Here is a 25,153-nt window from a genome sequence, read left to right as displayed (position 1 = left end):
ATCAAGCTATTCATAAACTCCATTTGTCATTTCGTAGTTGCTTGTCTAAACTTGAGCTTTTAAATTTATCTTGTTAAATACTAATATTATTGATTTTATGAAATTCCTCAGACAACTATTTGAAAGTATTCGTTTCGCATGGCAAGCCCTCCGAACCAATTTGTTGCGTACAGTATTGTCTCTGTTAGGCGTAACAATCGGTATTTTTTCGATTGTTGCTGTTTTTTCTTTTGTGGATTCCATGAATATGGGTATTCGTGAACAGATTGATTCTTTCGGAAAAGGTGTAGTGTATGTTGGTAAATGGCCTTGGGTAATGAGCAATAATTATCCTTGGTGGAAATATATCAATCGACCAACCATGAAATACAGTGAATACAAGTATTTGGCTGATAATCTCGAAAACTCACAGGCAATTTCTATCATTGATGGGCGAATTACCACTTTGAAAAATGGAAATAATAGTATGGAAACTCGTTTGAATGGCGTGAGTTATGAATACAATCTTATTTCGGAAGTACCTGTGGAGGATGGACGATATTTCTTGACTAACGAAACCGATAATTCTGCTTTTGTTGTGATTTTGGGAGCTTCGGTTAAAGAAGCCTTGTTTCCGAATATGGCGGATGTAATCGGACAAACGATAAAAATTAATGGTATCAAGTTTAAAGTAATTGGTACGATGAAGAAAAAAGGAGAAGACTTGATTAGTTTGGGTGGTTCGCCCGACGAACGAGCTTACATTCCTTATACTACTTATTCAAGTGTGTTTCAAAAAGATTATCCTGAGCCTGATATTGCTGTAAAGGCTTTTGATTGGGACAAAGGACAAGAAACCTTGGAAGGAGAAGTAACAGGTTTGATGAGAAGTAGGAGAGGACTGAAACCAACCCAAGAAAGTAATTTTTCTATCAATCGTTTAGATGGTGCAGTGAAGTTTTTTGAATCTATTTTTGCCAGTATGAATGTCGGCGGAGGTATCATTGCCCTGTTTTCTTTATTAGTCGGGGGCTTCGGAATTGCCAACATTATGTTTGTTTCGGTAAAAGAACGTACTAATATTATCGGTATTCAAAAATCTTTAGGAGCTAAAAATTACTTTATTTTATTTCAGTTTTTATTTGAAGCCGTATTCTTGAGCTTAATTGGCGGAGCTTTTGGGATATTTTTAGTTTGGCTGATGTCGCACATTAATTTTGGTTCATTAAAACTAACCTTGACAATTGGTAATGTAGTAATTGGCTTAATGACCGCCACTGTAATTGGTATCATTTCAGGCATTATTCCTGCTTGGATAGCTGCCAAATTAGACCCTGTGATTGCTATTCGTTCTAAATAATTATTTTTCTGATAAAACAAAAAGAACTGAATGTCAGCAAGATATTCAGTTCTTTTTTGTTTTGATTAGTTTTGACAACTTTTTAAAAGTTGTCAAAACTAATCAGGCTGAATCAAAACAAATAAATTAACGATTAGGAAACTACAATTTGATTAATGGAGACTCTTTTGCAGAAGTAAAAATTAGCCTTCTTTTTTTTCAAGTTCTAACAAAAGAAATCAATATCTTTGTAAGGCTTCATTCCTTTTTTATTTTTCCTTTAACATTAACAAAATGGCATTAAACGACCACATCAGTACTGCCAAAAACGCAACTATGAATTTTTTAAGAAAATTATTATACGGATTTATCGGACTTGTATTGTTCGCTCTTGTTCTTAGTTTTTTAGGAACAAAAATAGCTTATTCAGAAGGCGATAGGGCAGGAGTAGTTTCTAAGTTTTCAAGAAAAGGCTATATTTTCAAAACTTATGAAGGAGAATTGAACGTTGGGGCTCAAGGACAAGCTGGTAATATGGCAAACAACCTTTGGGCTTTTACGGTAGATTCAGAAGACCCAGCGATAGTGAAACGATTAGAGGATGCAATGCTTACTGGAAAAAGAATTCGCTTGCATTATGAACAAAGATATTTGAAGTTTTCGTGGATGGGCGATACTGAATACTTCATTACTCGTGCTGACGAAGCACCTTGATTTTTTGATTGTGATTTATTGATTTCGGATTTTGGATTGGGGATTTCGGAAATGTTAGAAAATACTATACAAATCCAAAATCCGACACCTGAAATCCGAAATCAATAAATCTCTCAATTATTTATCTTCCATAATGGTATGTCCCATTTTATCTCTTTTTGTTCTGAGATAATCTTCATTATAAGGATTTGAAGCGATTTCGATAGGTACAGTTTCTACAATTTCTAAACCGTAACCAAATAGGGCTGCTCTTTTCTTTGGATTGTTAGAAATTAATCGGATTTTACTCAAGCCTAAATCTCTTAAAATAGATGCTCCTACGCCATAATCTCTTTCATCCATTTTAAAGCCCAATTCCAAATTAGCTTCCACAGTATCACGACCCATTTCTTGTAATTTATAGGCCTTCAATTTATTGATTAAACCGATACCTCTTCCTTCTTGGAACATATACAAGATTACGCCTTTGCCTTCTTTTTCAACAATTTCCATCGCACGGTGTAATTGTCCGCCACAATCGCAACGACAAGAACCAAAAATATCACCCGTAACACAAGAACTGTGAACACGTACTAATACAGGTTCATCTTTTTCCCAAGTACCTTTAGTCAATGCTAAATGCGTTTCACCCGTGTTGATTTGTTTGAAAGCAATTAAATCAAAGTGACCAAATTCAGTGGGCATATCTACGCCAATTTCACGTTTGATAAGGCTTTCGTGTTTCAAACGATACTCTACTAAATCTTTGATGGTTACTAATTTCAAATCAAATTTATCAGCAATCGCTCTTAAATCTGGAAGACGAGCCATTGTTCCATCTTCGTTTAATACTTCAATTAATACACCTGATGGTTTGAAACCTGCTAATTTAGCAAAGTCCATAGCGGCTTCTGTATGTCCAGTTCTGCGTAGTACTCCTTCAGAACGAGCTTTCAAAGGGAAAATATGTCCCGGTCTGCCCAAATCTTCTGGTTTGGTCTTTTCATCCACTAAAGCTTGAATGGTTTTGGAGCGGTCGTGTGCAGAAATACCAGTAGTGCATCCATGTCCGAGCAAATCGACAGAAACGGTAAAAGGTGTTTCATGTGTGGCGGTATTAGAGCCTACCATCATCGTTAAGTCCAACTCTTTACAACGTTCTTCTGTAAGGGTAACGCACATTAAGCCACGTCCCTCACGAATCATAAAATTGGCTAATTCGGGTGTCATTGCTTCAGAAGCACAGATCATATCCCCTTCATTCTCACGGTCTTCATCGTCAGCTACGATGATAATTTTGCCTTGGCGAATTGCTTCAATCGCCTCTTCGATGCTATCTAATTTTATCTTTGACATTGTTTTCTTGGTAAAATCTTAACTATAAAGCTTAGAGGGCAGACGAATAGATATTCTTCTTATTTTAAATATAACCTCAAAGGTACGATTTTTTGTTCCTATGCGTTAAGGTTTAAAGCAAGTGATAGTTAAAAATATATGATATATTTGTTTTTGAATGACATTTTTATGCTAACTTATATCAAAACATATTTTACGCTTATCTTTGAAATGTTTGATGAATGAGCAAAATTGCCTTTCAATTTTAATGATTTGTACTATTGGAGACACATACTTACTCAATATGATTCGGTTCAAATTTGGAAAAATACTAACAGGATTCATTTTCCTTACTTTGGCATCTTTTGAAACAAAGGCACAATGCAAAGATAAAACTGAGCCTGCTGGAACTGTCGCTGGTGAATTTAGTATCAATGGTACAAAAGTACAAGTACGTGGCGATGGCGACGGCAATACTTCAAATCCTAATAACATTCCGGTAAAAATTTGTGAAGGTGAAACCATTACTTTAAAAAATACCATTCCTGCTACCAGTACTTCTGGCGTAAGTTATTGGATTATGCCTGCAACACAGTATTCAGCATTGGCAAGCCCTCCTTCAAATCCACTTACGGCTACTGCCAGTTATTTAACTTTGGCTGGTAGTGCCGATGTAAATATTAATACTTCTGCTTCATGGTACACAGGCCCTGGTTTTTATGTTATTACCCAAGGTGATAATTCTGGCACAGGTACTACAAGCGATTATCATCATGCTTGCCAAGTAGTAGAAATTATCCAATCAGCTACGCCAGTGGTTACGGCAAATATTTGTAGTAGCTCGGATATGGTGGTTTCTTTACCTCAAAATAGCAATAATAATTATCCATCTTACGAAATCACTTATTATGATTTTGATGGAGGGCTTTTACAGACTTCTTTAGTACAACCTACTACTTATCCTTATAAAGAAAACTTTCTCTTACCTGATAACAACGAAAAAACGGTAGTTGTTGTAGGAAATTCTCAAACGGGCGTATGTCCAGCTCAACCTTTTAGCAAAACACTTGATGTTTCCAGTGGTATTATTTATCGTCCGACTATTATTGAGCTTTCGGGGACGAGTCTATCGGGCGAATTTAATTTAAAAGTAACAACACAAGATGGATTAAAAAGAAATGTGTTTATGCGTGAGTCGCCAACGACACCAAATTATAATTTCACAGCAACGCCTTTTCTTTCCTATCAATCAGATGCTTCTTTGGCGGTTGAAAATAGAAAATTTACAGTACCTAATGCCCAAAAGCAATACTGTTTTATTGTTGAGGCTGTGAATGAGGCTTGTCCTGTAACGAGTGTTGACCCCAATAATCTCAGTGCCGAAGAGTTATGTACAACACCTCTGCAAGCAGTTGCCGCTGATGACCAAAATGAACTTACTTGGGGGGGGGCTTCTACGGCATCACTTAGCGGAAGTTTCACAGAATATAAAGTAGAAAGGCTCTTGGCAGACGGAAGTCTCGACGTGAATTTCCCTGCTCGTACTTTTAACAACATTGGAAAATTAACATTTACTGATACAGATGTAAAATGTGGACGAGATTATTATTATCAAGTCAGTACTAATTATGGAGCATTATCTACTTCTGGTATAGTAAAAGTAACAGCAAAATCCAGTGTTTTGCCGACTAAAATTCCTTTGGTTTATGCAGATGTAGATGCCATCAACCAAAATGTAATAGTGAAGGGAGACTTTGTTGCAGGCTTGCAACCAGAAGTAGCAGACATTAAAAAATATAATTTTTATAGAGCCGATGCTTCCAATAGTTATGGTTTATTGAATAGTGCCACCACTAATACTTTAACAGATAATGCTGTTCAAATCAACAATCAGTCGTATTGTTATTATGTCACTTGGACGAATCAGTGTAATCTTGAATCATTACCTTCTGAACCTGTTTGTAGTATTTTACTGAATTCAAATAGTACAGATTTGAAATGGACACCTAATTTACCTTTTTCAACCAATATAGAATTTTATCGTGTTAATAAAGTTGATCCTACTACTGGTGAATTGATTAAAACGTTTGTTAATAAATTATTTACAACTTCGATGAAGTTATCTGATATTCCGGAGGATGAAGGGCAAGAAATTTTCGTTCAGATTGAATCAAAACCCACCAATACAAGTTGGGGTGTAGCACCCACCAGTCGCTCGAATATTTATCGTCTTTCCAGACCAGTCATTGTTTCAATTCCACAAGTATTTACGCCTAATGTAGATGGTTACAACGACTCTTTCGTCGTTTATGGTAAGTATATTCAAAAACTAAAAATGACTATTTTTGACCGTTGGGGAAATCCTGTTTTCTATGCTCAGACCGACGATTATGTCAATAACCCACAATTAGGCTGGGATGGCTCGCTCAAAAGTGGTTTGCCTGCACAAGAAGGAACTTATATTTACAAAATTGAAGTAGAAGATACAGTCGGGCAAATTACGATAAAAGAAGGTACTGTTTTTCTGACGCATTGATTCGCCCAATCGTATATTAATTTCTTTTTGTTGATAATTGAATACTGTTGTAAATTGCGTCTTCATTTTTTACAAAAACAATATAAAATTATGTTTGATATGATGGGAATGCTTGGGAAGGTAAAAGAACTCCAAGCCAAAATGAAAGAAGCTCAAGAATCTTTAGGCTCAATTACTGAAACAGGTGAAGCAGGTGCTGGAATGGTGATTGCTACCGTTAATGGTAAAAAGGAATTATTGAAAATTGAAATCGACGAAGACCTCATCAAGCCTGCCGACCGTGAAGTATTACAAGATTTAATTGTGGCAGCTACCAACAATGCTCTTGATAATATTGAAGATAAAATTAAAGCTCATCTTCAAAAAGCTACACAAGGTTTGATGCCTAATATTCCGGGTATGGACTTTGGAAGTATGTTTGGGCAATAATTTCCTACAAGATTTTTTGAATTCGTAGCTCATCCTTCACAACTCCAACGCTTATTTATGTCATTAAAAATTGAACATTTAGTAAAAGTTTATGGTAGCCAAAGTGCTGTAAATGATATTTCCTTTGAAGCCCGACAAGGTGAAATTGTAGGTTTTCTTGGCCCCAATGGTGCTGGTAAATCTACAACCATGAAAATTGCTACTTGTTATCTAACTGCCACCAGTGGAAAAGTAGAAGTATGTGGCTATGACGTCGAACATTCTGCAATGGATGTGAGAAAAAATATTGGTTATTTGCCAGAGCATAACCCTTTGTACTTGGAAATGTACGTGAAGGAGTTTCTGGAATTTATCGGTGGGCTTTATCAATTGAAAGGTGCAAATCTAAATAAACGAATTGCAGACGTAATTGAGTTGGTTGGCTTGAGTTTGGAACAAAAAAAGAAGATTGGACAACTTTCAAAAGGTTATCGTCAGCGTGTAGGTTTGGCTCAGGCTCTTATTCATGACCCTAAAGTGTTAATTTTGGACGAACCTACCACAGGACTCGACCCGAACCAATTAGCTGAAATTAGAGCTGTTATTAAAAATATTGGAAAAGAAAAAACAGTTGTTTTTTCAACGCATATTATGCAAGAAGTGGAGGCAATTTGTGATAGAGTGGTAATTATCAACCACGGAAAAATTGTGAATGATACGCCGCTTTCATCTTTGAAGCAATCTGGAAAAACTTTAGAAGAAGTATTCCGTTCATTAACCAATTAAGTGGCATAAAAACAAAATGAATTTGATAGCAAAATGTGAAGCATTTTAACTCAACATTTATCACTCGCAATTCATCACTCCAAAGTTAGGTGATGATTATTTCCCATCACCTAATTTTGGAATAAGCATTGGAACTTCTTTCTGATATTTCTGATAAGTTTTTCCAAAAACTTCTACTAATTTTTTCTCTTCAAAATAAATCCCAATGCGGATATAAAGACTAAGTGCTACGGCAGTAGTCAGCCCAGTAGAAGTACCGAAAAATCCAAAATATCCCCACACTGTCACCAAAATACTGAGGTAAAGCGGATGTCTTACTATCGAAGAAAGTTCATCTACCATTAATACAGGTTGCTTGGTTTTCCCTTTCAACTCATCAATTCCCAGAAACTCTGATAAATCATAATGTCTTAAAGCCGAAACGCCTAAAAATATCCCAGAGCCCATCATTAATCCTCCTAAAATTTGATTCATCAACGATTGTTCCAAGAGCATTTTTGAAGGAGTACTGAGTTGAAATTGTACAATCGGAATCAGCAAAAGTGTGGCAATGATATTGTACAAAATGCGGTAATAAGTAGAAAATCTTCCCAAAATGGATTTGAGAAGATTTTTTAAAGTATTTGAAGCCAACAAAGTATGGATAATACCATAAGCCAACCAAAGTATCACTAAAATAATTTCTGAATTCATCTTTAACATTTTAAATATTTAAGCAAAAATTATTCAATCGGTTTTATGCTCGTTTCTTCTTCCTGACTGTTATTTTCAGTAGTATCTACAATCGTTTCTTGTTCGTTTGCAGTGTCAATGTTTTCTTGTTCAGTTTCCACAGCTATTTCCTCTGGCGTGCTTTCTGCTACTTTAGTATTTTTCTTTGGTTCGTCAAAGAAGCTGTTTTGGAAAATCAAAATCGTTACTACTCCACAAAAAATAGCCGCATCTGCAAAATTGAAAATCGGTGTTGAATACCAAGTACCGCCCCAAACAGGAATCCAGTCGGGAAGCCATCCTTGATAAATATCAAAGAAAAACATATCAATTACTTGTCCATGAAACCATGGCGTAGGCGAACCCGCAGGAGCGTTATGGAAAATTACACCATAAAAAGTACTATCCACTACATTGCCGATTGCACCACCTAAAATGGCAGCGATACTCCAAAGTAAGCCTTCTGGAGATTTTTTGTTGGCTAATTTTACTAAATAATAGCCAATCCCAAACATGGCACTGATTCTAAAAAGACTTAATACAATTTTACTATAAACTTGTGGAATAAAATCAAGCGTCATTCCAAAGGCCATACCTCTGTTTAAAACATAGTGTAATTTGAAAAAATCGCCAATAATTGCAATTTCTTGTCCTTCGTACTGTAAAGTATTATGGATTGCTACCTTGATAATCTGGTCAATCACAATTAGTAAAAAGGTTAGCAAAAAGTATTTATATGGAGAACGAAACATATTTGATATTGTAATGGATTAGTTTACTAAAATAAGTCTGGCAATTTACAAATAAAAAGTCACAAAGTCAGAAACTCTTACAAGGACTTGACTTTGTGACCATATATAAGTTTTAGTAAAATCTTCTCAAATGACTATTATTTTGTTAGTTGTTGAAGTGCCAAACGTTTTCTTCTTACAATTTCTCTTTTAATGAGTGTAAACTCACGACTTGCTTGTCCGGATACAGAAGTATTTTCTTCAGCACGACGAAACAAGTATGGCATTACCGCCTCTACTGGACCATAAGGAACATATTTTGCTACATTGTAGCCTAATTGCGAAAGGTTATAAGAAATGTTATCTGACATTCCCAATAATTGGGCAAAGTAGAAGTGCTTATCAGAAGGGTCAATTTGGTGTTTTGCCATCAAATCAACTAAAATTTTACAGCTAAATTCATTATGTGTACCTACACAAAGTGAAATAGTATTTCTGTTATCTACTGAATACTCCACAGCCAAGTTGTAGTCGTGGTCGGTAGCTGCTTTAGATTCGTGTACTGGTTCGCAGTAATTTTCTTCGTGTGAACGTTGGCGTTCTTTTTCCATGTATGCCCCACGAACTAATTTTACACCTAAGTAATAATTATTTTCACGAGCTTGCTGTGTTGCTTGTTTCAAGTTTTCCAACATATCCTTACGGTACATCTGGAAAGTATTATAAATCAAGCATTGTTCTTTGTTGTACTTCTCCATCATACCATAAGTAAGTGTATCAATGGTATCTTGAATCCAAGATTCTTCTGCATCAACAAAAATCCTAACGTTCAAAGCATAAGCCTTTCCACAAAGGATATTCATTCTTTCTCTTACTCTTTCGAAGGCTGCTTTTTCATCATTGTTTAGCTCGTCTTCGTTCTGTACTTTTTCAAGTAATTCTACGCTGGCAATGCCTGTAACTTTGAAAACCGCAAAAGGAATGGCCAAGTTGTTGTGGGCTTTCTCGATAGTTTTTAATACTTCTTGGGTAGTTTCATCGAAGCTTTTTTCGCTATCTTCACCTTCCACAGAGAAATCTAAAATTGTCCCAATATGAGATTTGTCCAAATTTTCTATGGTCTTGTTACATTCTTGTAGTGTTTCTCCACCGCAAAACTGTTCAAAAACAGTAACTTTTATAAGTTTTTTTATCGGAAAATGAAGAAAAATAAAGAGTTTGATAAAAAAAGTCCCTAACTTTACAAGCCAATTCTGGTTCATACTGGCAAAGATTAGATAAATCTTTTTCAATTGTAAATTAGATTTCGACGAAAAAGCGATTGAAGTGTCTTCAAAACTAACTTTTGTTGACTTCATAAGGGTTGATGTGGCTTGCATTTTGGTCATGTTACAGACGAATAATCGTATATAAATTAAAACTGAATGATAATATATTGAATGTTAATCAGTTTAATATGATTTAGAGCGTCAGTACTTACTTTAGTAAAACGTGCAAATATAGCATATTAGAATAATACAAAAACAAGTTTTGTCGTATTAATTTTTTTCGTTCCAATTATCGCACCTGATTTTTAAGTGCTAAACGGGTTTTATTGATGATAAATACCTAATTTTTTGAAGTTAAATCTTATAACGATACAATTTGTAATAAAATAATGTTTTGAAATTTGTCAACTGCTATTGAATAATTCCTTTTTAATTTTCCATAATGTAACACATTCAAAGAAAATTATACAGGAAAAGATTTAAAAAGGAGTTGATTTTACTTAATACCGTTTGCCAAATGAACGCAAATTTAGATGTAGTGCCGATGCAGGAATGGATTAATACTGACGGCAAACCCTTGATTATCGCAGGCCCATGTTCAGCTGAGACAGAAGAACAAGTATTGGAGACTGCCAACAGAATTAAAGCAGAAGGATATGCACACATTATGCGTGCAGGTGTGTGGAAACCACGTACTCGTCCAGGAAGTTTTGAAGGTATGGGCGAACCAGCTTTGAAATGGCTTGTAGAAGCTAAAAAACAAACTGGCTTACCTTTAGCAATTGAAGTTGCTACGCCAGAACACATTGAACTTGCCTTGAAATATGGTGTTGATGTATTGTGGATTGGTGCAAGAACAACTGTAAACCCTTTCAATGTACAAGATTTAGCTGATGCCCTTAAAGGTGTAGATATTCCTGTATTAGTGAAAAACCCTGTAAACCCAGATTTAGCTCTTTGGGTGGGTGCTTTTGAACGTTTACAAGGAGCAGGCATTAAGAAATTAGGTGCTATTCACCGTGGTTTCTCTAATGCTCAGGAAACAAAATATCGTAACTCTCCAATGTGGCAAATGGCCGTTGAGATGAAACGTTTGTTCCCTCAATTACCAATCATCGGAGACCCTTCGCACATGGCTGGTAAACGTGCGTTATTGATGGAATTATCTCAAAGAATTCTTGATTTGAATTACGACGGGATGATTATCGAAACACACCGTGACCCAGACGCTGCTTGGTCTGATGCTTCACAACAATTGACTCCTGAAGCTTTAGGAACAATGTTACGTGAATTAGAAGTACGTCATGCAAACTATGGTGCTGAATTTACTGACGAATTAGCAGCAATGCGTGCTAAAATTGACAATATCGACCGTGAATTAATGGAAGTATTGGCAGCTCGTATGGCTATCGTTGAGAAATTGGGCGAATACAAACGTGATAACAATGTAGCTGTTTTACAACTTGACCGTTGGAAACAAGTTCACGCTGACCGTGCTAAACAAGCTTCTGGTTTAGGTTTATATCCTGAATTTGTGGAAGAATTATTCAAATTGGTTCACTTGGAATCAATTCGTAAGCAAACTGAAGTAATGAGTTCGACAGTTGCTTAGATTATAGCTGTGAGCTATGAGCATTTAGCTATGAGCCATAGGCTTTTAGCTAAATGCTCTAAAAACTGATAGCTCAAAGCTCATAGCTTAAAGCTACTTTACTGCCAAAATACCTGTTTTGTATATTTTCTCTAAAATATCATCTCTAAAGCTTCTTCCGATTGGCAAGCTTTTGCCGCACACTACCAAATCTCCCGCTTCAATAGAAGTTACTTTGTCGATAGCCACAATGAAAGATTTATGAATTCGAGCGAAACTTTCAGAAGGAAGAATTTCGCAAATTCCATTCATGGTTTGATAGGTTACATAAGCACCCGAAACCGTATGAATACGGATGTAATCTTTAAGACTTTCGATAAATAAAATATCCGCAAAATTTACTTTTACGATGCGTTTATCAACTTTGATAAACATAGCCTCTGGTTTTTCATTTCTTTCAGTAATCTGAAACGAACTGATTGACTGACTACTTGGCGTAGGAATTTCTTTTTCTTTCGGAATTACTTTGTTTACAGCTTTTACAAAGCGTTGGAACGGAATAGGTTTTACCAAATAATCTACAACACTTAGTTCAAAACTTTCTACGGCATATTCACGATAAGCCGTAGTGATGATTACTTTGGGTGGATTTTGAAGACTTTTTAATAATTCCATGCCATCTAAGGTTGGCATTTCTATGTCTAAAAAAAGTAAATCAATTTCACCTTTGTTCAAGTAATTAAAGGCCTGAATACCGTTTTCACAACGCCCATACAGCTCAAGCGTGTCAATGCGTTCGATAAACGTTTCTAAAACATCCAAAGCCAATGGCTCATCATCTACAATCAGTGTTTTTAATTTCATTTGCCTAATTTAAAGGAATGAATAATGATATAAAGTACTCTTTGTCAGATGGTTGAATGGTTAGTTCATACTTATCTGAATACAATAAATCTAATCGTCTTTTTACATTTTTCAAGCCTAATCCTTTGTGTTTTTTACGACTTTGTTGGTTGTCGAATTTAGGATTTATTACTTCAAAAAGGAGATGTTCGTTGAGTACTTTTAATGAAATCTTTAAATCTAAAGCTCCTGTTTCATGCGATGTTCCGTGTTTGAAAGCATTTTCAATGAAAGGTAGCAATAAAAGCGGAGGTAATTTTTTCTGTTCGATAGCTCCTTCGATTTTGAAATCCAGATGCAGACGTTTGCCAAATCTGAGACTTTCTAAATCCAAATAATTTTGAATATGTTCGATTTCCTTCTTTAAAGTCGTTTCTTGGCTGTCTGATTCATACAACATATAGCTCATTAAGCCAGAAAGCTTCACTACTACTTCGGGTGCTAAATCCGACTTCTTGATGGTTAATGAGTACAGATTGTTCAAAGTATTAAAAAAGAAATGAGGCTGAATTTGTGATTTTAAAAACTCTAATTCATTTCTTACACTTTGTCCTTCTAATTCTTTGATTCTTTGTTGGTTATCAATCCAATCTTTAGTCAGTTTAATGCCACTTGTTACTCCAAAAACTGAAAAAGTATCAAACATTCTTTTGGCAGTAGGTTTTGGGTCAAACAAAACATTTGGATGATAACCCACTGGACAATAATTAATATAAATTAAATGATTGATGAGTGTTTGGATAACGGCCACAGAAAACAATGTAGCCAAAATCAAATAAGCAAAGTACTGAATGTACTTGCCGGGGAGCAAAAAATTGGGAATGAGGTAATAAATATTTCCATAAACCAAGACTAAGTAAAACGGAAATTTTACCGAAAACTCAAAAACAGCTTGTGTGTAATTGTTCAGCATGAAGCCAAAATACAGCGTATTGTATAAGCTCAGGACTGTCCAAAAGAGAGAATGATACACCCATCTTTGACCTAACAGACTGCGGGCGGGTAAATCTGCAAGAAAAGTGGTACTACGTGAAAGAGATGCGGATGTTTGCACGTGAATGATTAATTGAGATAAAGTTTGTTGTCAAATTTAAAAAATATTGTCAGTATTCTCATGCAATTTAGATAAACAACACCAGAAATTTGCTGAGTTGTACAGCGTTTTTTTTATGTGATTGGTCGAAAAAAATCAGGGAATTAGCGAATTTTTTTCAGAAACCGTCGATTGATTCTGTTCTTTGCCAAATGTAATTTTTTTGAATTACTACTTCATCATCACATAACTATAACACTGCTTTTTAAGCTCCTATGTTAGTATTATTTTATAATCTTAGGGGCTAAAAAAGCATTTTATCAAGGTAGCTATTAAGTAAAAATAATAATTAATTTGGTTAAGGGGTATAGGGATGTGGCTTTGCTGTATCCCTAATTTTTTTATCAAATTTTATCCAGCAAAGTAAATGAAAGATGCAACAAGTCTCATTCATCAAATGTTGGATAAGCAAAATACTTGACTTTAAGAATTTTCGGATAAGAGATTTAAGTAAAAGTGCCGTATAATCAATTCTAAATTAGAGTTTTAATCTTTCGGGCGGTGCTATATTTTAGGAATTGTTCACTGAATAAAATTAAAAGTTCACAAAACTGAAAGCTTACTGAATGCCATTAGATTTTCTTTTACTTAATATTACAAGTATTCTTTAAAGACTAATATTTAAAAAAAATACTGATACAAAATTACAGTTCATTTGCAGCAATTTTATTAACCTCTTTAAATTTAATAAACCTCTTTATGCGTTACTTGTTTTGTTGTTTACTCATTTTTATGGGTACAACTGTTTTCTCTCAAGATATCTTTTCTCCAGATTCCATCAAAAAAAACATTCAGGCAACTTTTATTAATCACCATTTAAAAGTCGATGGAAAGTTAGAAGAACCTGCTTGGCATTCTGCCCATACCATTACCGATTTTGTACAGGTAGAGCCATTTCAGAAACAGCCTGCTTCTCAAAAATCTGTTTTTAAACTCTTGTATAATGCTGACTACTTGTATGTTGCGGCTATTTTGCATGAGCCAATGGGAAAAAAAGCACTACGTGTGCCAAATCTGCAAAGAGATTTTACTTATGGACGAAGCGACCAAATCGGAATTTCATTAGATGGTTTTAATGACGAACGAAATGCTATGATTTTTATGACGAATCCTTATGGTTCGCAAAGAGATTTATTGGCATTTGATGACCAAGATTTTGATGAAGATTGGGACGGTCTTTGGCGGGTGCGTACTTCTCGTTCTGATACAGCTTGGGTAGCCGAGTTTGCGATTCCTTGGGAAACACTTCGCTACCAAAAAGCCAAAGACGTTCAAACTTGGGGTGTAAATTTTTTTAGATTGCGAAGAATGACCAATGAACAAACTATTTGGTCGGCTTTGCCACGTTCTTTTTCGCCAGCTCGAATGCAATATGCAGGGAAACTAACGGGTATTCAGCCACCGCCTTCTAAAACTAATATTCGTTTTCAACCTTATTTATTGATTTCGGAAGATAGGTACAACGGTTCAGAATTTTATGATAAAACGAATGGTTCAAAAGTAAAAGCTGGCGGAGAAATCAAATGGGCAATTACACCAAATACAGTACTTGATTTAACCTATAATACCGATTTTGCCCAAGCCGATGCTGATAGACAAGTAAATAATCTTTCTCGTTTGTCGGTGTTTTTTCCAGAACGTCGTCAGTTTTTTTTAGAAAATGCTTCATTATTTGCCGCAGGACTTAGCCCAATTGATGAGTATTCGGGTGGTCAGCAGAGGATTCAGCCATTTTTTAGTCGTCAAATTGGACTTGATGCCAACGGAAATCCTGTTCCGATTCAGTTGGGTGCAAGAGTGGTGAACCGTTCGTTAAAGAGTAATTTAGGCTTTTTGTACGTTCGCCAAAAGGCAAATGAAGAAATTTATGCTACGGATTTTTTAGTGGGTAGATATTCAAAAAACATTGGAAAACAAAACCGAATAGGAGGGATTGCTACGTTGAAAAACGATGCCAACCATTATAATTTAACGGCTTCGACGGATGGTTTTTTCAGAATTAATGAAAGTACAAGTATTAATTCGATGGCAATGTTTTCAAAAACTTCGGGCGAAGATAAAGCTGGTTTTGCAGGTCACTATCAGTTGAATCACCGAGGAATTCGATGGGTATATTGGCTGACACAAAATATTAATACAAAAGCCTTTAATCCCGAAATGGGTTTTGTGGCTCGCCCAGATGTGATAGAAAATTCGGCAGGCTTTTACTGGTTAAATCGTGGAAAATGGTTGCCAAGCTATATCAGAAGTTTTGAGCCGGGTGGTTTTTATGTCAATTATTTTTCAGCCACAACTGGTAAAATGATTGAACAAAATATTAATACTAACCCAATTTGGTTTTCTTTTCAAAATGGGGGAGCTTTTGGGGTTCTGACGAATCACTATTACCAATTAATTGACTACTCCGATGGCAGCGATTCACTTTCGTTCTTTAACGTCACAATTCCAAGTGGCACTTATCGTTACGACCGTGTGATGGGTGTAATAGAAACCGATGCTTCTAAAAAACTTTCTTTTTCGTTCAATACAGAAATTGGGAAGTATTATAATGGTTCATTAACGACGGTTACGGCAGGTTTTAGACTCGCCCCGATTCCTCACGTTTCGATGGAAGGACGTTTTACCAATAATTTTTACGATAATTTAGGGGTTCAAAAACAGTCGGGGAATAATCAACTTTATACCATTTCTGGACGCTTTGCCCTAAATCCAAGAGTACAGTTGATTGGTTTTTATCAGTATAATTCAACCAATGAATTTGATGTTTGGAACGTCAGAGTATCGTGGGAATACCAACCATTGTCGTTTTTGTACTTAGTTTTCAATCAGAGAGGTTTCAATGATTATCGCACTCAGCTATCAAATGACGGTCTTACAAGGATTCCGACAAACGAAATTGCTCGTCAGCGTGAATTACATCTTATCGCAAAATTGTCTTATTTAAAACAATTTTAGCAGAAACAAGTTTTATAAAATATGAACCGAGATACTCAACTACAAAACCTACGACCCATTCTCATTTTTGAAAAACAAGCAGAAACAACGTTAGAGAAATTTCAGAATGATACGCTAAGACCCATTCTAAAATTGCAAAATGATTTACTGATTCAAGTTTTTACAAAGTATTGTCAGCAACGAAAAGGGTTATTTTTTAAACTTTCAGATAAAGATAAATTGATTTATATCGACCAGAATATTCGGAAAGATATGAAATTCAAGCATTACCTCGAAGGCATCATTACAGGACATTTTACTTTGGACGAGTATCAACTTTTTTTGAATCACGAAGAAGAACTTACCAAAAGAATGATTCATTTGTTGATACAAAGATTACAAAGTCAACTTCTTTTATTGACCATGTAAATACCGAACAGGACAATGATTCCGCCAATGATTTGTTCTGTTCTTAGTATTTCTCCTAAAAGAAAGTAAGAAATAATAGAAGTAAGCACAGGCTGAATAAGTAGCGTAGGAGAGACGATTGCAGCAGGAATAAAGCCCAAAGCATAATTGATAGAAAGCCAGCCTGCGAAATGACATATTAGCCCAGAACCGATAAAGGCAATCCAAGTTTTTTGGTTGAAATGTATCATCTCTAAATCTTGTTGCCAACAAGTAATAAAAGAGAAAACGATACAGGCAAGCAAAGTCCAACCCATAAAATTTACCGTATCCATTCCACTTCTCACTTTTTGGGTAATAAGCATATAACCCGCATAAAACAAAGCCGCTCCAATTGCCATTAAGTGACCAAGCCCCACATTAGGATTCTGGATGAAGTCTTTACCTGCTACCAAAAATACGCCAACCATTGCCACGGCAAGTCCAATCCAATAGCTGCGAGGAAGTGTTTTTTTGAAAAAAATCAAAGTGCCTAAGCCAACAAAAACCGACGCATTGTTTGCTAAAAGCGTAGAAACCGAAGCCGAAGTACGCAGAATTGAAAGATTCCAAAGGCTCATATCTGCCACAAACAAAAGCCCAGCAAACATGAGCCAAAGAAAAGTAGCTCGTTTGGGGATTTCTATTTTTTTATAAATCCAGATGGGTAATAGCCCAAGAAAGCAAAAAAAGTAGCGATAAAATCCAGAAGTAAGTGCAGGAGCGTCTGCCATTTTCACGAAAATTGCCGACCAAGCAATACAAAAAACGCCTAAGAGTAAGAACAAATAAGCCTTTAATGGAATCTGAAATGTTTCTGTTTTCAAAATGTTTGTGACGATATTGTGATTAGAATACGCCAAAATTACCGAAATTGTTGATTAATTACTCATAAATGATTGGAATGACAGAAAAACAACTCACAGAAATCTTAAAACAGAAAGAATCTACAACGCTTGAATTCAAAAGCAAGATTGAAAGTCCTTATAAAATTGCACGTACTTTGGCGGCATTCGCCAATACTTCTGGCGGAAAACTCATCGTTGGGGTAAACGATGATAAGTCGATAAAAGGTTGTTCGGAAATTGAAGAAATGAGTAAAATTATTCAAGCAGCCAACGATTTAGTAACGCCACCGCTTGATATTGTTTACTCCTCTGTTTTGGTAGATGGAAAGTATAAAGTGCTGATAGTGAACATCGAAGAAGCCAATGAAAAGCCACATGAAGCCATTGATGAAAGAGCTTTTCGTGCGGTGTATGTACGAGCCAACGACGAAACTACGCCCGTGACCAAAGAAATGTCGCAGATAATGTTGAAGTCGGGGAACGAAATAAATAAGCAATTATTAGAACAGCCCAATGTAAAGTACTTGATTACGTACTTGAAAAAGAACAATAAAATTACTGCTAAAGAGTACGCCAAATTGGTGAATATTTCAGCTTACAGAGCTACAAAATTATTAGAAGCACTTACTTACGAAAGTATCTTATTAATGCTCGCCAAACAAAAACCTACGCAATTTGTATTGAGGAAATGGTGATTTTGATTTGGGATGTGTGATTTCGGATTTGATTGTATAAAAGCGTCACCAAATTTTTGAACTAAGCAAAGATGAAATTTTGGAGATAATCCAGAATGGATTCAAGGTTTATAGAAAAATATAAAGAAATGTGTAAGTATTACCCCTTCGGGGTCGAACAACAATTTTCATTTTTTGATTTTCTATAAACCTTTAAATCCTTTGGATTTATATTTTTTATCTTTTTACAATGATTTAGGAAAAAAGAGCTTCATCAATTTTTTTTAAAATTTAACAAAACCGACTATTAAACATGGCTTTTTCCCAAGGTATATGCCAGTTGAATTTAACTTTACGCCCTCTTCATTAAACAATATCTTCATTCAATTTTACTGTATGTCTATTCCATTTTACTTTATTACCATTGCATCTTACAAGATGCCAGTTGAATTTTACTTTATTGGCATTTGATTAAACAAGATGTTCATTGCATTTTACTTTATGTCAATTTCATCAAACAAGATGCCTATTATATCTTACTTTATGCCGATTGTATCAACCCAATCTAAAAAATCCGGAATCCCAAAACCCACATCCAAAATCCCTAAAATCCCCTAACACTAATTCCCCCGAATACAAAGCTTCCAGCAGCAGGTTCAAAGTAGCGATTGGCGGTTGCGTTGATTTGTACGTTGGCATTGTAAACGGTATTCGTTAAATTATTAATACCGATAAATGGCTCTAAAACTAAATGTGCCATTTGCTTGCGATAACCCAGTTTTACATTGGCTGTTACGAAACCGTCGTTTCTGGTGGTGTTGGCATCGTCCACATAAAATTCATTGATACGTCTCAACTGTAAAATACCAAAAAAGCCTTTTGGATTGAAGTAGCGAAATTCTCCATAAATATTGTGCTTCGGAATGCCCGGCAAAGCATTGCCATCAAATTTTCCAGCCGTAGTTTGGTACTCTTTGTATTTAAAATCTGAAAAAGTATAGTTTAAATAAGCCGTGAAACCATTGAAAACTTTATAAGTAATGCCTGTTTCTATGCCTTTTCGGTTGGATAATCCTGCGTTTCTGAAATAGGTTCTTCCTGCTTGCCCTGCGATTTGGTAAGGGACAATTTCATCTTTTACTTCAATGGCAAAAAGGGCAAGGTCTAATCTGATTTTTTTACTAAGAATGCCTTTATAACCCAATTCAACATTTCTTGATTTCTGTGGACTTAAATCTGGATTGAAACCGCCAGTATTCAAGGGATTATTCGATAATTCGTTCAAAGATGGCGTTTCAAAACTGCTTGAGATATTGGTATAAATGGATTGATTGGCGGTAGGAGCAAAGGAAAATCCTAACATCGGACTGAATCGCTGAAATGATTGTGTGGCAGATTGGTCGCCATCAGTTAAGAATTTATCCGCAATTTTTAATTGAATATCATCAAAACGAGTGTTTAATGAAAGTCTGAATTGTGAGTTGAAAGTATATTCTTGCAAAATGAATGCTCCGATATTTCTGAAAGATTCAACTTGATTGAGCTTTAAAGTTCCTCTTTCGCCTTTTAAATTATCATAACGCTGGCGATTGTCTTCTTGGTTTTCAAGGTCTAAACCTGCTTTTAGTCTATATTTTTTGTCGGTGAACTGGTAGCTAAAACCACCACCCGAAAAATCTCGTTTAAAGGCAATTTGTCCGTTTGCTTCAAAAGCTTGTTGGTTTTTAAAATCACGATTTAAGTAAAAAGCACGAGCATTGATTAGGTGTTTTTCTCCAATTTTCTGCTCATAAATCAAGGCTACTTTTGCTTGTTTGAAGGTCTCAAAAGCATTGTAGTCGATGTTTACTTGTCGGGCTTGTTGGCGGTCTTTGGTAATATCGGCTTGGGTTAATCCGCCTGGGTCTTCTGCTTTTGGGCTATCCACATAGCTCATCAAAACGCTTAGATTACTTTTATCCGAAAATTTATAAATCACTTTTCCATTGAAAAAATTCCGTTCTAAAGCACTATGATTGCGATAACCAGTACTTGTCAGGCGAGAAGCATTGAAAAAGTAAGTAATTTTTCCTACTTCTTGCCCCGTTTTAAATTGCAATCTTTGAAAACCAAAAGAGCCAAAAGTAGCTTGAGCTTCTGCAAAAAAAGTTTTGGGTGTTTCTGAAAAGAGGCTGATTACTCCACCCGAAGCATTGCCATACAAGCCTGCTGTCGGCCCTTTGATTACTTCCATGCGTTCCATAATTCCCATATCTAAATTTCCGACTTTGGCTGTGCCGTCTGGAATAGATTCTGGAATGCCGTCCATTACGACTTTCAAACCACGAATACCAAAAGAAGCTCTTGCACCAAAACCACGAATTGAAATGCGTAAATCTTGAGCGAAGTTTTCAGAATTCATGGCAAAAACGCCCGGTACTGCTCCCAAAGCATCAAATAATGAAAGTTTGGACTGCCCAGTCTGCAAGCGTGATTGGTCGATAACCGTAACAGCTAATGGCGTTTGAATATCTTTCCCCACAAAGCGAGAAGAACTGATAACAACAGGTTGTAATTCGGTTACTTTCAAACTTGAATCTGTTTGAGCAATTGAAGTAAAAGAATTGATTAAGCAGAGTAAGGATAAAAGTTTTTTCATTGTGAAAGACTTTAGGATTGTGGACTTTAAGACTTTAGGATTTTTAGATGAAAGAGACAAGATAAAAGACACAAGACTTTGGGAATAAGATTTATGATTCAAGATAAAAGATTCAAGAAAAAGAGTTTAAGATATAAATCATCATTAGTACTGTACAAAGGTTTAAAGGCTATTTAGGATTGGATTTGGGATTTCTGATTTTGGATAAAATGACTTTGTTTTTCATAAAATACTTCTTAAAAAATCCTTTAATAAAGCCGAAATCCGACATCTGAAATCCGAAAACTTCATAACTAACAATTAAATCTCAAATCTCACAGCTCATAGCTAAAATCTTAATTCTTAATGCACCAAACCCGCATCTATATTTTCGCCCATTTCTATGGTTTCTTTAATGGTTTTCTTGCCAAGAAAGTAAATGATATTTGCTAAAAGTGCCGAACCAGCCATTGAAGCTACCATCGGGAAAGTTGAAGGTTCGTCGAACATACTGATGACTACCGAAATCAAAGAACCCATTCCCATTTGTAAAGCTCCCATCAAAGCGGAGGCTGTTCCTGCATTTTTTGAAAAAGGAGCTAAAGAAAGAGCCGCCATGTTTGGGTTGGCAAAGCCAATACAAGATAGAAACAAGAATAATAAGAAAATAGTTAATCCTAAATTGAGCCAATCGTTATAGGAAGCCAATAAAAAAATAAAGCCAACAATTACTTGGGTCGTTAGGGCAACTTGAACGATTTTTTCACTTTTAAATCTACGCAAAACAAGATTGTTGAGCTGACTCGCTCCGATAAATCCAATAGAAAGAAAGGCGAAAATCCAGCCATATACTTGTTCGTTTACCTCAAAAACATTCATAAAAATCATCGGCGAACCCGAAACGTAGGCAAATAATCCAGCAAAAGCCACTGCACCCGTGATGGCATAGGTATAAAATTGAGGTTCTACAATCACAGAAATAAAATCCCGAATGATAGGTTCTGGTTTCAAAGAGTGCGATTCGTCGGGCTGAAAACTGTTGGGAAGCCAAAGAATAACCGCCAAGAGTAAAATAATACCAATGACAGTAAGAATAATAAAGACAGCTTGCCAACCAAAAGTAGCCGTTACCATACCACCAACGGTTGGGGCAATCATGGGCGAAACGCCCAGCACTAACATCAATAATGAAAATACTTTAGCACTATCTTGTACAGGAAAAAGGTCACGCACCATGGCTACTGAAGCTACAGTAGCGGCACAAGCTCCAAGTGCTTGAATACACCTAAGTACAATCAGACTATCAATATTATGCACATTTATACAAGCAATAGAAGTAATAATATAGATAGTTAAGCCGAAGTAAAGTGGTTTTTTACGACCAAAATGGTCTAATAATGGGCCGTAAAGTAATTGTCCAGCCGAAATTCCGATAAAAAATCCTGATAAGGTAAGCGATACTTTTGCAGCAGTTGTATTCAAATCTTTGGCAATGGCAGGGAAGCCGGGCAAGTACATATCAATCGAAAAAGGAGCAAGGGCGGTTAAGCTACCTAAAATCAATATTAGGGAGTAATATGTTTTTTTTGACATTGTATAAATTTAAAATAATTGAGTTTTGGAAAAGATTGAGCTTTGATAACAGTATTTTTCCAAGATTAATTCCATAATTTATAGATATGATTTGAAAGCCTTGCCTTGTTTTATCATCCTTAAAAGAAAAATAGTCATTAGAAAACCTAATGACTATTACGTTTGGAGTGCTGAATTAAGAGTGCTGATTTTTGAATTTAGAAATTGATTGTCAAGTAAATATTCAAATCAGAATTGAAAATAATTTTAATTCAATTCTCTAAAAATGAATTTCTAAACGCTATTTTTTGGGCTCATTCAATTCTATTACATAGCCGTCTGGGTCGGTAACGTAAATTTGAAATGCTCCATCAAAACGCATTTGACGATGATATGGAATGTTATTTTCTTTCAAAAATACTTCAATGCCATCAGCAGAATTAGAAGGAATTGAAAGCGAAAAGTGAGCTCCATTTTTATCGTTATTGGCTACGGGATTTTCTCTACCCAAAAGTAAGTGAAGTTCCTGTCCGGGAGCGATTTTAAACCATCTTCTGATAGATACTAAATTATCAGGCACATCCACTGGCGAAAGTCCTATGATTTCTCTGTAAAATTTAGCACTTACTTTTAAGTCTTTCACGGCTAAACCCACGTGATTGTATGATAAAATTTGGATGCCTTTTTTGGGTGTGTCCTGTGCGAAACCACGAGTACCTACACTAATTGCTATCAATAAAGTAGCGATGAATGAAATTGTTTTCATTGGATTGTTTTGGGTTAATTATAAATTTCCTTTCTTTAATTCTTTCACGGCATAGTCGGCTGCACGTGCCGTCATTGCCATATATGTAAGCGACGGATTTACACAAGATGCCGAAGTCATAAACGCACCGTCGGTAACGAAAACGTTCTTACAAGCCCAAACCTGATTCCATTTGTTCAGTACCGAATTTTGTGGCGTATGTCCCATGCGAGCCATCCCCATTTCGTGGATTCCCAGTCCGGGATAAGTAGCGTCGTCGAAAGTGTTGATATTTTTAAAACCTGCTGCTTCTAACATTTCTGCGGCATCGTTTTTCATATCTACACGCATTTTCATTTCATTTTCTTTGAACTCCGCATCCATTTTCAATACTGGCTGTCCCCATTTGTCAGTAATTTCTTTCGAGAGTTCTACTTTATTTTCATAATAAGGCAAGCATTCACCGAAAGCTCCCAAATCCATACTCCAATTGCCAAATTCTGTTTGCTGTTTTTTGAAATCAGCCCCAAAAGCATCTTCGTCTACATACTTTCTCGAACGTCTTGCTCCGCCTTCATAGCCGAAACCACGCAAGTAATCTCGTTTGTCTTTACCAATATTTCGGTATCTTGGTACATAGCCGCCCACAGGATTTCTGCCTACTTGTACTTTATCTTGAAATTTATCTAATTCTCCCCAAGCTCCAATACGGAAATGATGATCCATTACATTATGCCCCAACTGACCGCTGTCGTCCATGCCATTCGGGAAACGTTTTGAAGTAGAATTCAATAAAATAAAAGTAGAACCCAAAGCAGAAGCATTCAAGAAAACGATTTTTGCAAAAAACTCCATCCATTCGCCCGTGCGTTCATCAATGACTCTTACGCCTTTGGCTTTGCCTTTTTGTTCATCATAAATAATTGAATTTACGATAGAGTGTGGACGAATCGTTAGGTTGCCAGTACGTTTTGCCGCAGGCAAAGTAGCTGATTGTGAGCTAAAGTAGGCCCCAAACGGACAGCCTCGCATACACATATCACGTGACTGGCACGAAGCTCTTCCCAAAGCTGTTTGTTCGGCTGTTGGTTGCGTAATATGAGCCCCACGACCGTGAATTAAATAACGATTTGGGAATTTTTTATGTACTTCTTTCGAGAAATGTTCTTCGGCACAAGTAAAGTCGATGGGCGGTTGAAACTGTCCGTCAGGTAAATGTGCTAAGCCGTCTTTGTTGCCACAAACGCCTACGAACTTCTCTACGTAGTCGTACCACGGAGCAATATCTTTGTAACGAATGGGCCAATCTGTGCCGATTCCTTCTTTTAAATTGGCTTCAAAATCAAGGTCGCTCCAACGCAAGGAAACTCGTCCCCACATCAAAGAACGCCCACCCACATGATAGCCACGAATCCAGTCAAAACGTTTTGTTTCGAGATATGGGTTTTCTTTGTCGTTTACAAAAAACTCATGCGTAGCTTCCGAAATAGCAAAACCAGTTCTGTTTTGTATTTGATGTTTTTCAATAATATCTAAAGTAGGTTTTCCGCCATGTTCAAAATTCCAAGGGTCGGTTAGGGCAGTTTTATAGTCTTTGATATGCTCAATATTTCTTCCTCTTTCTAATACTAACACTTTTAAACCTTTCTCTGTAAGTTCTTTAGCAGCCCATCCGCCACTAATTCCCGAACCTACTACAATGGCATCAAAAGTTTGTTTTTCATAATTATTTAAGTTGATGTTCATAAAAAAAGCGTTTTTTGTGATTGCTAAAATGGATAATGATTTTAGATTTTTGACTCTGAATTTTAACGAATTTATACTTTTACTTTAATTCAACAAGGATTTATTGTAGGTATCTTGGGCTAATTTTCCCTAACTACCGTAGCGAATTCGTTGGCTACGACAGTATATAATTCAAGTAAATGCTGTTTCTTAATATG

At 36.0% G+C, this 25,153-nt stretch carries 20 protein-coding genes; 9 read left to right on the top strand and 11 right to left on the bottom strand.

From position 1 onward, the window contains the following. Positions 1–97: 97 nt before the first annotated feature. Both VB248_RS19405 and VB248_RS19400 read left to right on the top strand, forming a co-directional pair. Positions 98–1,339: an ABC transporter permease gene (locus VB248_RS19405; RefSeq protein WP_323298485.1), complete on the top strand. Its 1,242-nt coding sequence runs from the start codon at positions 98–100 to the stop codon at positions 1,337–1,339. A 273-nt stretch (positions 1,340–1,612) separates the two neighbouring features. Next, positions 1,613–2,032, top strand: a complete 420-nt coding sequence (locus VB248_RS19400; protein WP_323298484.1) for a hypothetical protein — start codon at positions 1,613–1,615, stop codon at positions 2,030–2,032. A gap of 117 nt (positions 2,033–2,149) precedes the next feature. Here the strand turns inward: VB248_RS19400 and VB248_RS19395 are convergent, their stop codons facing one another. After that, positions 2,150–3,367 carry a bifunctional 3,4-dihydroxy-2-butanone-4-phosphate synthase/GTP cyclohydrolase II gene (locus tag VB248_RS19395; RefSeq protein WP_323298483.1) on the bottom strand — a complete coding sequence of 406 codons (1,218 nt, stop codon included), beginning with the start codon at positions 3,365–3,367 and terminating at the stop codon, positions 2,150–2,152. A gap of 283 nt (positions 3,368–3,650) precedes the next feature. Between VB248_RS19395 and VB248_RS19390 the strand changes: the two genes are divergently transcribed. From VB248_RS19390 to VB248_RS19380, 3 genes are all read left to right on the top strand, one after another. Continuing rightward, positions 3,651–5,882, top strand: a complete 2,232-nt coding sequence (locus tag VB248_RS19390; RefSeq protein WP_323298482.1) for a T9SS type B sorting domain-containing protein — start codon at positions 3,651–3,653, stop codon at positions 5,880–5,882. A 90-nt stretch (positions 5,883–5,972) separates the two neighbouring features. Further along, positions 5,973–6,311, top strand: a complete 339-nt coding sequence (locus VB248_RS19385) for a YbaB/EbfC family nucleoid-associated protein (RefSeq protein ID WP_323298529.1) — start codon at positions 5,973–5,975, stop codon at positions 6,309–6,311. Between the two features lie 57 nt (positions 6,312–6,368). Then, positions 6,369–7,076 (top strand): ATP-binding cassette domain-containing protein, encoded by a 708-nt coding sequence (locus VB248_RS19380; protein ID WP_323298481.1) that lies wholly within the window; start codon positions 6,369–6,371, stop codon positions 7,074–7,076. A gap of 96 nt (positions 7,077–7,172) precedes the next feature. Here VB248_RS19380 and VB248_RS19375 read toward each other — a convergent pair whose 3' ends face one another. From VB248_RS19375 to VB248_RS19365, 3 genes are all read right to left on the bottom strand, one after another. Continuing rightward, a complete protein-coding gene (locus VB248_RS19375) occupies positions 7,173–7,769 on the bottom strand; it encodes a methyltransferase family protein (RefSeq protein WP_323298480.1) in 597 nt (198 codons plus the stop codon). Positions 7,770–7,798: 29 nt separating this feature from the next. Further along, positions 7,799–8,539: a lipoprotein signal peptidase gene (locus VB248_RS19370; protein WP_323298479.1), complete on the bottom strand. Its 741-nt coding sequence runs from the start codon at positions 8,537–8,539 to the stop codon at positions 7,799–7,801. 137 nt (positions 8,540–8,676) lie between these two features. Further along, a complete protein-coding gene (locus tag VB248_RS19365) occupies positions 8,677–9,876 on the bottom strand; it encodes a proline dehydrogenase family protein (RefSeq protein WP_323298478.1) in 1,200 nt (399 codons plus the stop codon). Positions 9,877–10,303: 427 nt separating this feature from the next. Here VB248_RS19365 and VB248_RS19360 point away from each other — a divergent pair, with 427 nt between their 5' ends. Further along, positions 10,304–11,398, top strand: a complete 1,095-nt coding sequence (locus VB248_RS19360) for a chorismate mutase (protein WP_323298477.1) — start codon at positions 10,304–10,306, stop codon at positions 11,396–11,398. Positions 11,399–11,491: 93 nt separating this feature from the next. On the opposite strand, the gene VB248_RS19355 is transcribed toward VB248_RS19360, so the two are convergent. Further along, positions 11,492–12,241 carry a LytR/AlgR family response regulator transcription factor gene (locus VB248_RS19355; RefSeq protein ID WP_323298476.1) on the bottom strand — a complete coding sequence of 250 codons (750 nt, stop codon included), beginning with the start codon at positions 12,239–12,241 and terminating at the stop codon, positions 11,492–11,494. Between the two features lie 4 nt (positions 12,242–12,245). Next, positions 12,246–13,334, bottom strand: a complete 1,089-nt coding sequence (locus tag VB248_RS19350; protein WP_323298475.1) for a sensor histidine kinase — start codon at positions 13,332–13,334, stop codon at positions 12,246–12,248. A gap of 738 nt (positions 13,335–14,072) precedes the next feature. Here VB248_RS19350 and VB248_RS19345 point away from each other — a divergent pair. Together VB248_RS19345 and VB248_RS19340 are read left to right on the top strand one after the other, a co-directional pair. Beyond that, positions 14,073–16,328 carry a DUF5916 domain-containing protein gene (locus VB248_RS19345; protein ID WP_323298474.1) on the top strand — a complete coding sequence of 752 codons (2,256 nt, stop codon included), beginning with the start codon at positions 14,073–14,075 and terminating at the stop codon, positions 16,326–16,328. A gap of 21 nt (positions 16,329–16,349) precedes the next feature. Next, the gene (locus VB248_RS19340; RefSeq protein WP_323298473.1) at positions 16,350–16,736 is read left to right on the top strand and encodes a glyoxalase; all 387 of its coding nucleotides are present in this window, start codon (positions 16,350–16,352) and stop codon (positions 16,734–16,736) included. Here the strand turns inward: VB248_RS19340 and VB248_RS19335 are convergent. Further along, a complete protein-coding gene (locus VB248_RS19335) occupies positions 16,712–17,581 on the bottom strand; it encodes a DMT family transporter (protein WP_323298472.1) in 870 nt (289 codons plus the stop codon). The two genes, VB248_RS19340 and VB248_RS19335, sit on opposite strands and share 25 nt — an antisense overlap. 77 nt (positions 17,582–17,658) lie before the next feature. Between VB248_RS19335 and VB248_RS19330 the strand changes: the two genes are divergently transcribed. After that, a complete protein-coding gene (locus VB248_RS19330) occupies positions 17,659–18,297 on the top strand; it encodes an AlbA family DNA-binding domain-containing protein (protein ID WP_323298471.1) in 639 nt (212 codons plus the stop codon). Between the two features lie 583 nt (positions 18,298–18,880). Here VB248_RS19330 and VB248_RS19325 read toward each other — a convergent pair. The 4 genes from VB248_RS19325 to VB248_RS19310 form a co-directional block, all read right to left on the bottom strand. Next, on the bottom strand, positions 18,881–20,914 hold the full coding sequence (locus tag VB248_RS19325) for a TonB-dependent receptor family protein (protein ID WP_323298470.1): 2,034 nt from the start codon (positions 20,912–20,914) through the stop codon (positions 18,881–18,883). Positions 20,915–21,256: 342 nt separating this feature from the next. Next, the gene (locus tag VB248_RS19320; protein ID WP_323298469.1) at positions 21,257–22,486 is read right to left on the bottom strand and encodes a multidrug effflux MFS transporter; all 1,230 of its coding nucleotides are present in this window, start codon (positions 22,484–22,486) and stop codon (positions 21,257–21,259) included. Between the two features lie 280 nt (positions 22,487–22,766). Continuing rightward, a complete protein-coding gene (locus VB248_RS19315) occupies positions 22,767–23,231 on the bottom strand; it encodes a VOC family protein (RefSeq protein WP_323298468.1) in 465 nt (154 codons plus the stop codon). 18 nt (positions 23,232–23,249) lie between these two features. Continuing rightward, positions 23,250–24,956, bottom strand: coding sequence for a GMC family oxidoreductase (locus VB248_RS19310; RefSeq protein WP_323298467.1), 1,707 nt, complete (start codon positions 24,954–24,956; stop codon positions 23,250–23,252). Positions 24,957–25,153: the final 197 nt, after the last annotated feature.

Source organism: Arcicella rigui (genome assembly GCF_034929435.1).
Lineage (GTDB): Bacteria > Bacteroidota > Bacteroidia > Cytophagales > Spirosomataceae > Arcicella > Arcicella rigui.
Note: the sequence above shows the minus strand (reverse complement) of the source record. Positions and strands in the feature narration are given on the sequence as shown.

Bases quoted from the DNA above. Each gene is read 5' to 3' on its own strand.
- VB248_RS19405 (WP_323298485.1), top strand. From the start codon at position 98: ATGAAATTCCTCAGACAACTATTTGAAAGTATTCGTTTCGCATGGCAA.
- VB248_RS19325 (WP_323298470.1), bottom strand. From the start codon at position 20,914: ATGAAAAAACTTTTATCCTTACTCTGCTTAATCAATTCTTTTACTTCA.
- VB248_RS19340 (WP_323298473.1), top strand. From the start codon at position 16,350: ATGAACCGAGATACTCAACTACAAAACCTACGACCCATTCTCATTTTT.
- VB248_RS19360 (WP_323298477.1), top strand. From the start codon at position 10,304: ATGAACGCAAATTTAGATGTAGTGCCGATGCAGGAATGGATTAATACT.
- VB248_RS19320 (WP_323298469.1), bottom strand. From the start codon at position 22,486: ATGTCAAAAAAAACATATTACTCCCTAATATTGATTTTAGGTAGCTTA.
- VB248_RS19395 (WP_323298483.1), bottom strand. From the start codon at position 3,367: ATGTCAAAGATAAAATTAGATAGCATCGAAGAGGCGATTGAAGCAATT.
- VB248_RS19400 (WP_323298484.1), top strand. From the start codon at position 1,613: ATGGCATTAAACGACCACATCAGTACTGCCAAAAACGCAACTATGAAT.
- VB248_RS19310 (WP_323298467.1), bottom strand. From the start codon at position 24,956: ATGAACATCAACTTAAATAATTATGAAAAACAAACTTTTGATGCCATT.
- VB248_RS19390 (WP_323298482.1), top strand. From the start codon at position 3,651: ATGATTCGGTTCAAATTTGGAAAAATACTAACAGGATTCATTTTCCTT.
- VB248_RS19375 (WP_323298480.1), bottom strand. From the start codon at position 7,769: ATGAATTCAGAAATTATTTTAGTGATACTTTGGTTGGCTTATGGTATT.
- VB248_RS19355 (WP_323298476.1), bottom strand. From the start codon at position 12,241: ATGAAATTAAAAACACTGATTGTAGATGATGAGCCATTGGCTTTGGAT.
- VB248_RS19315 (WP_323298468.1), bottom strand. From the start codon at position 23,231: ATGAAAACAATTTCATTCATCGCTACTTTATTGATAGCAATTAGTGTA.
- VB248_RS19380 (WP_323298481.1), top strand. From the start codon at position 6,369: ATGTCATTAAAAATTGAACATTTAGTAAAAGTTTATGGTAGCCAAAGT.
- VB248_RS19345 (WP_323298474.1), top strand. From the start codon at position 14,073: ATGCGTTACTTGTTTTGTTGTTTACTCATTTTTATGGGTACAACTGTT.
- VB248_RS19330 (WP_323298471.1), top strand. From the start codon at position 17,659: ATGACAGAAAAACAACTCACAGAAATCTTAAAACAGAAAGAATCTACA.
- VB248_RS19365 (WP_323298478.1), bottom strand. From the start codon at position 9,876: ATGAAGTCAACAAAAGTTAGTTTTGAAGACACTTCAATCGCTTTTTCG.
- VB248_RS19385 (WP_323298529.1), top strand. From the start codon at position 5,973: ATGTTTGATATGATGGGAATGCTTGGGAAGGTAAAAGAACTCCAAGCC.
- VB248_RS19370 (WP_323298479.1), bottom strand. From the start codon at position 8,539: ATGTTTCGTTCTCCATATAAATACTTTTTGCTAACCTTTTTACTAATT.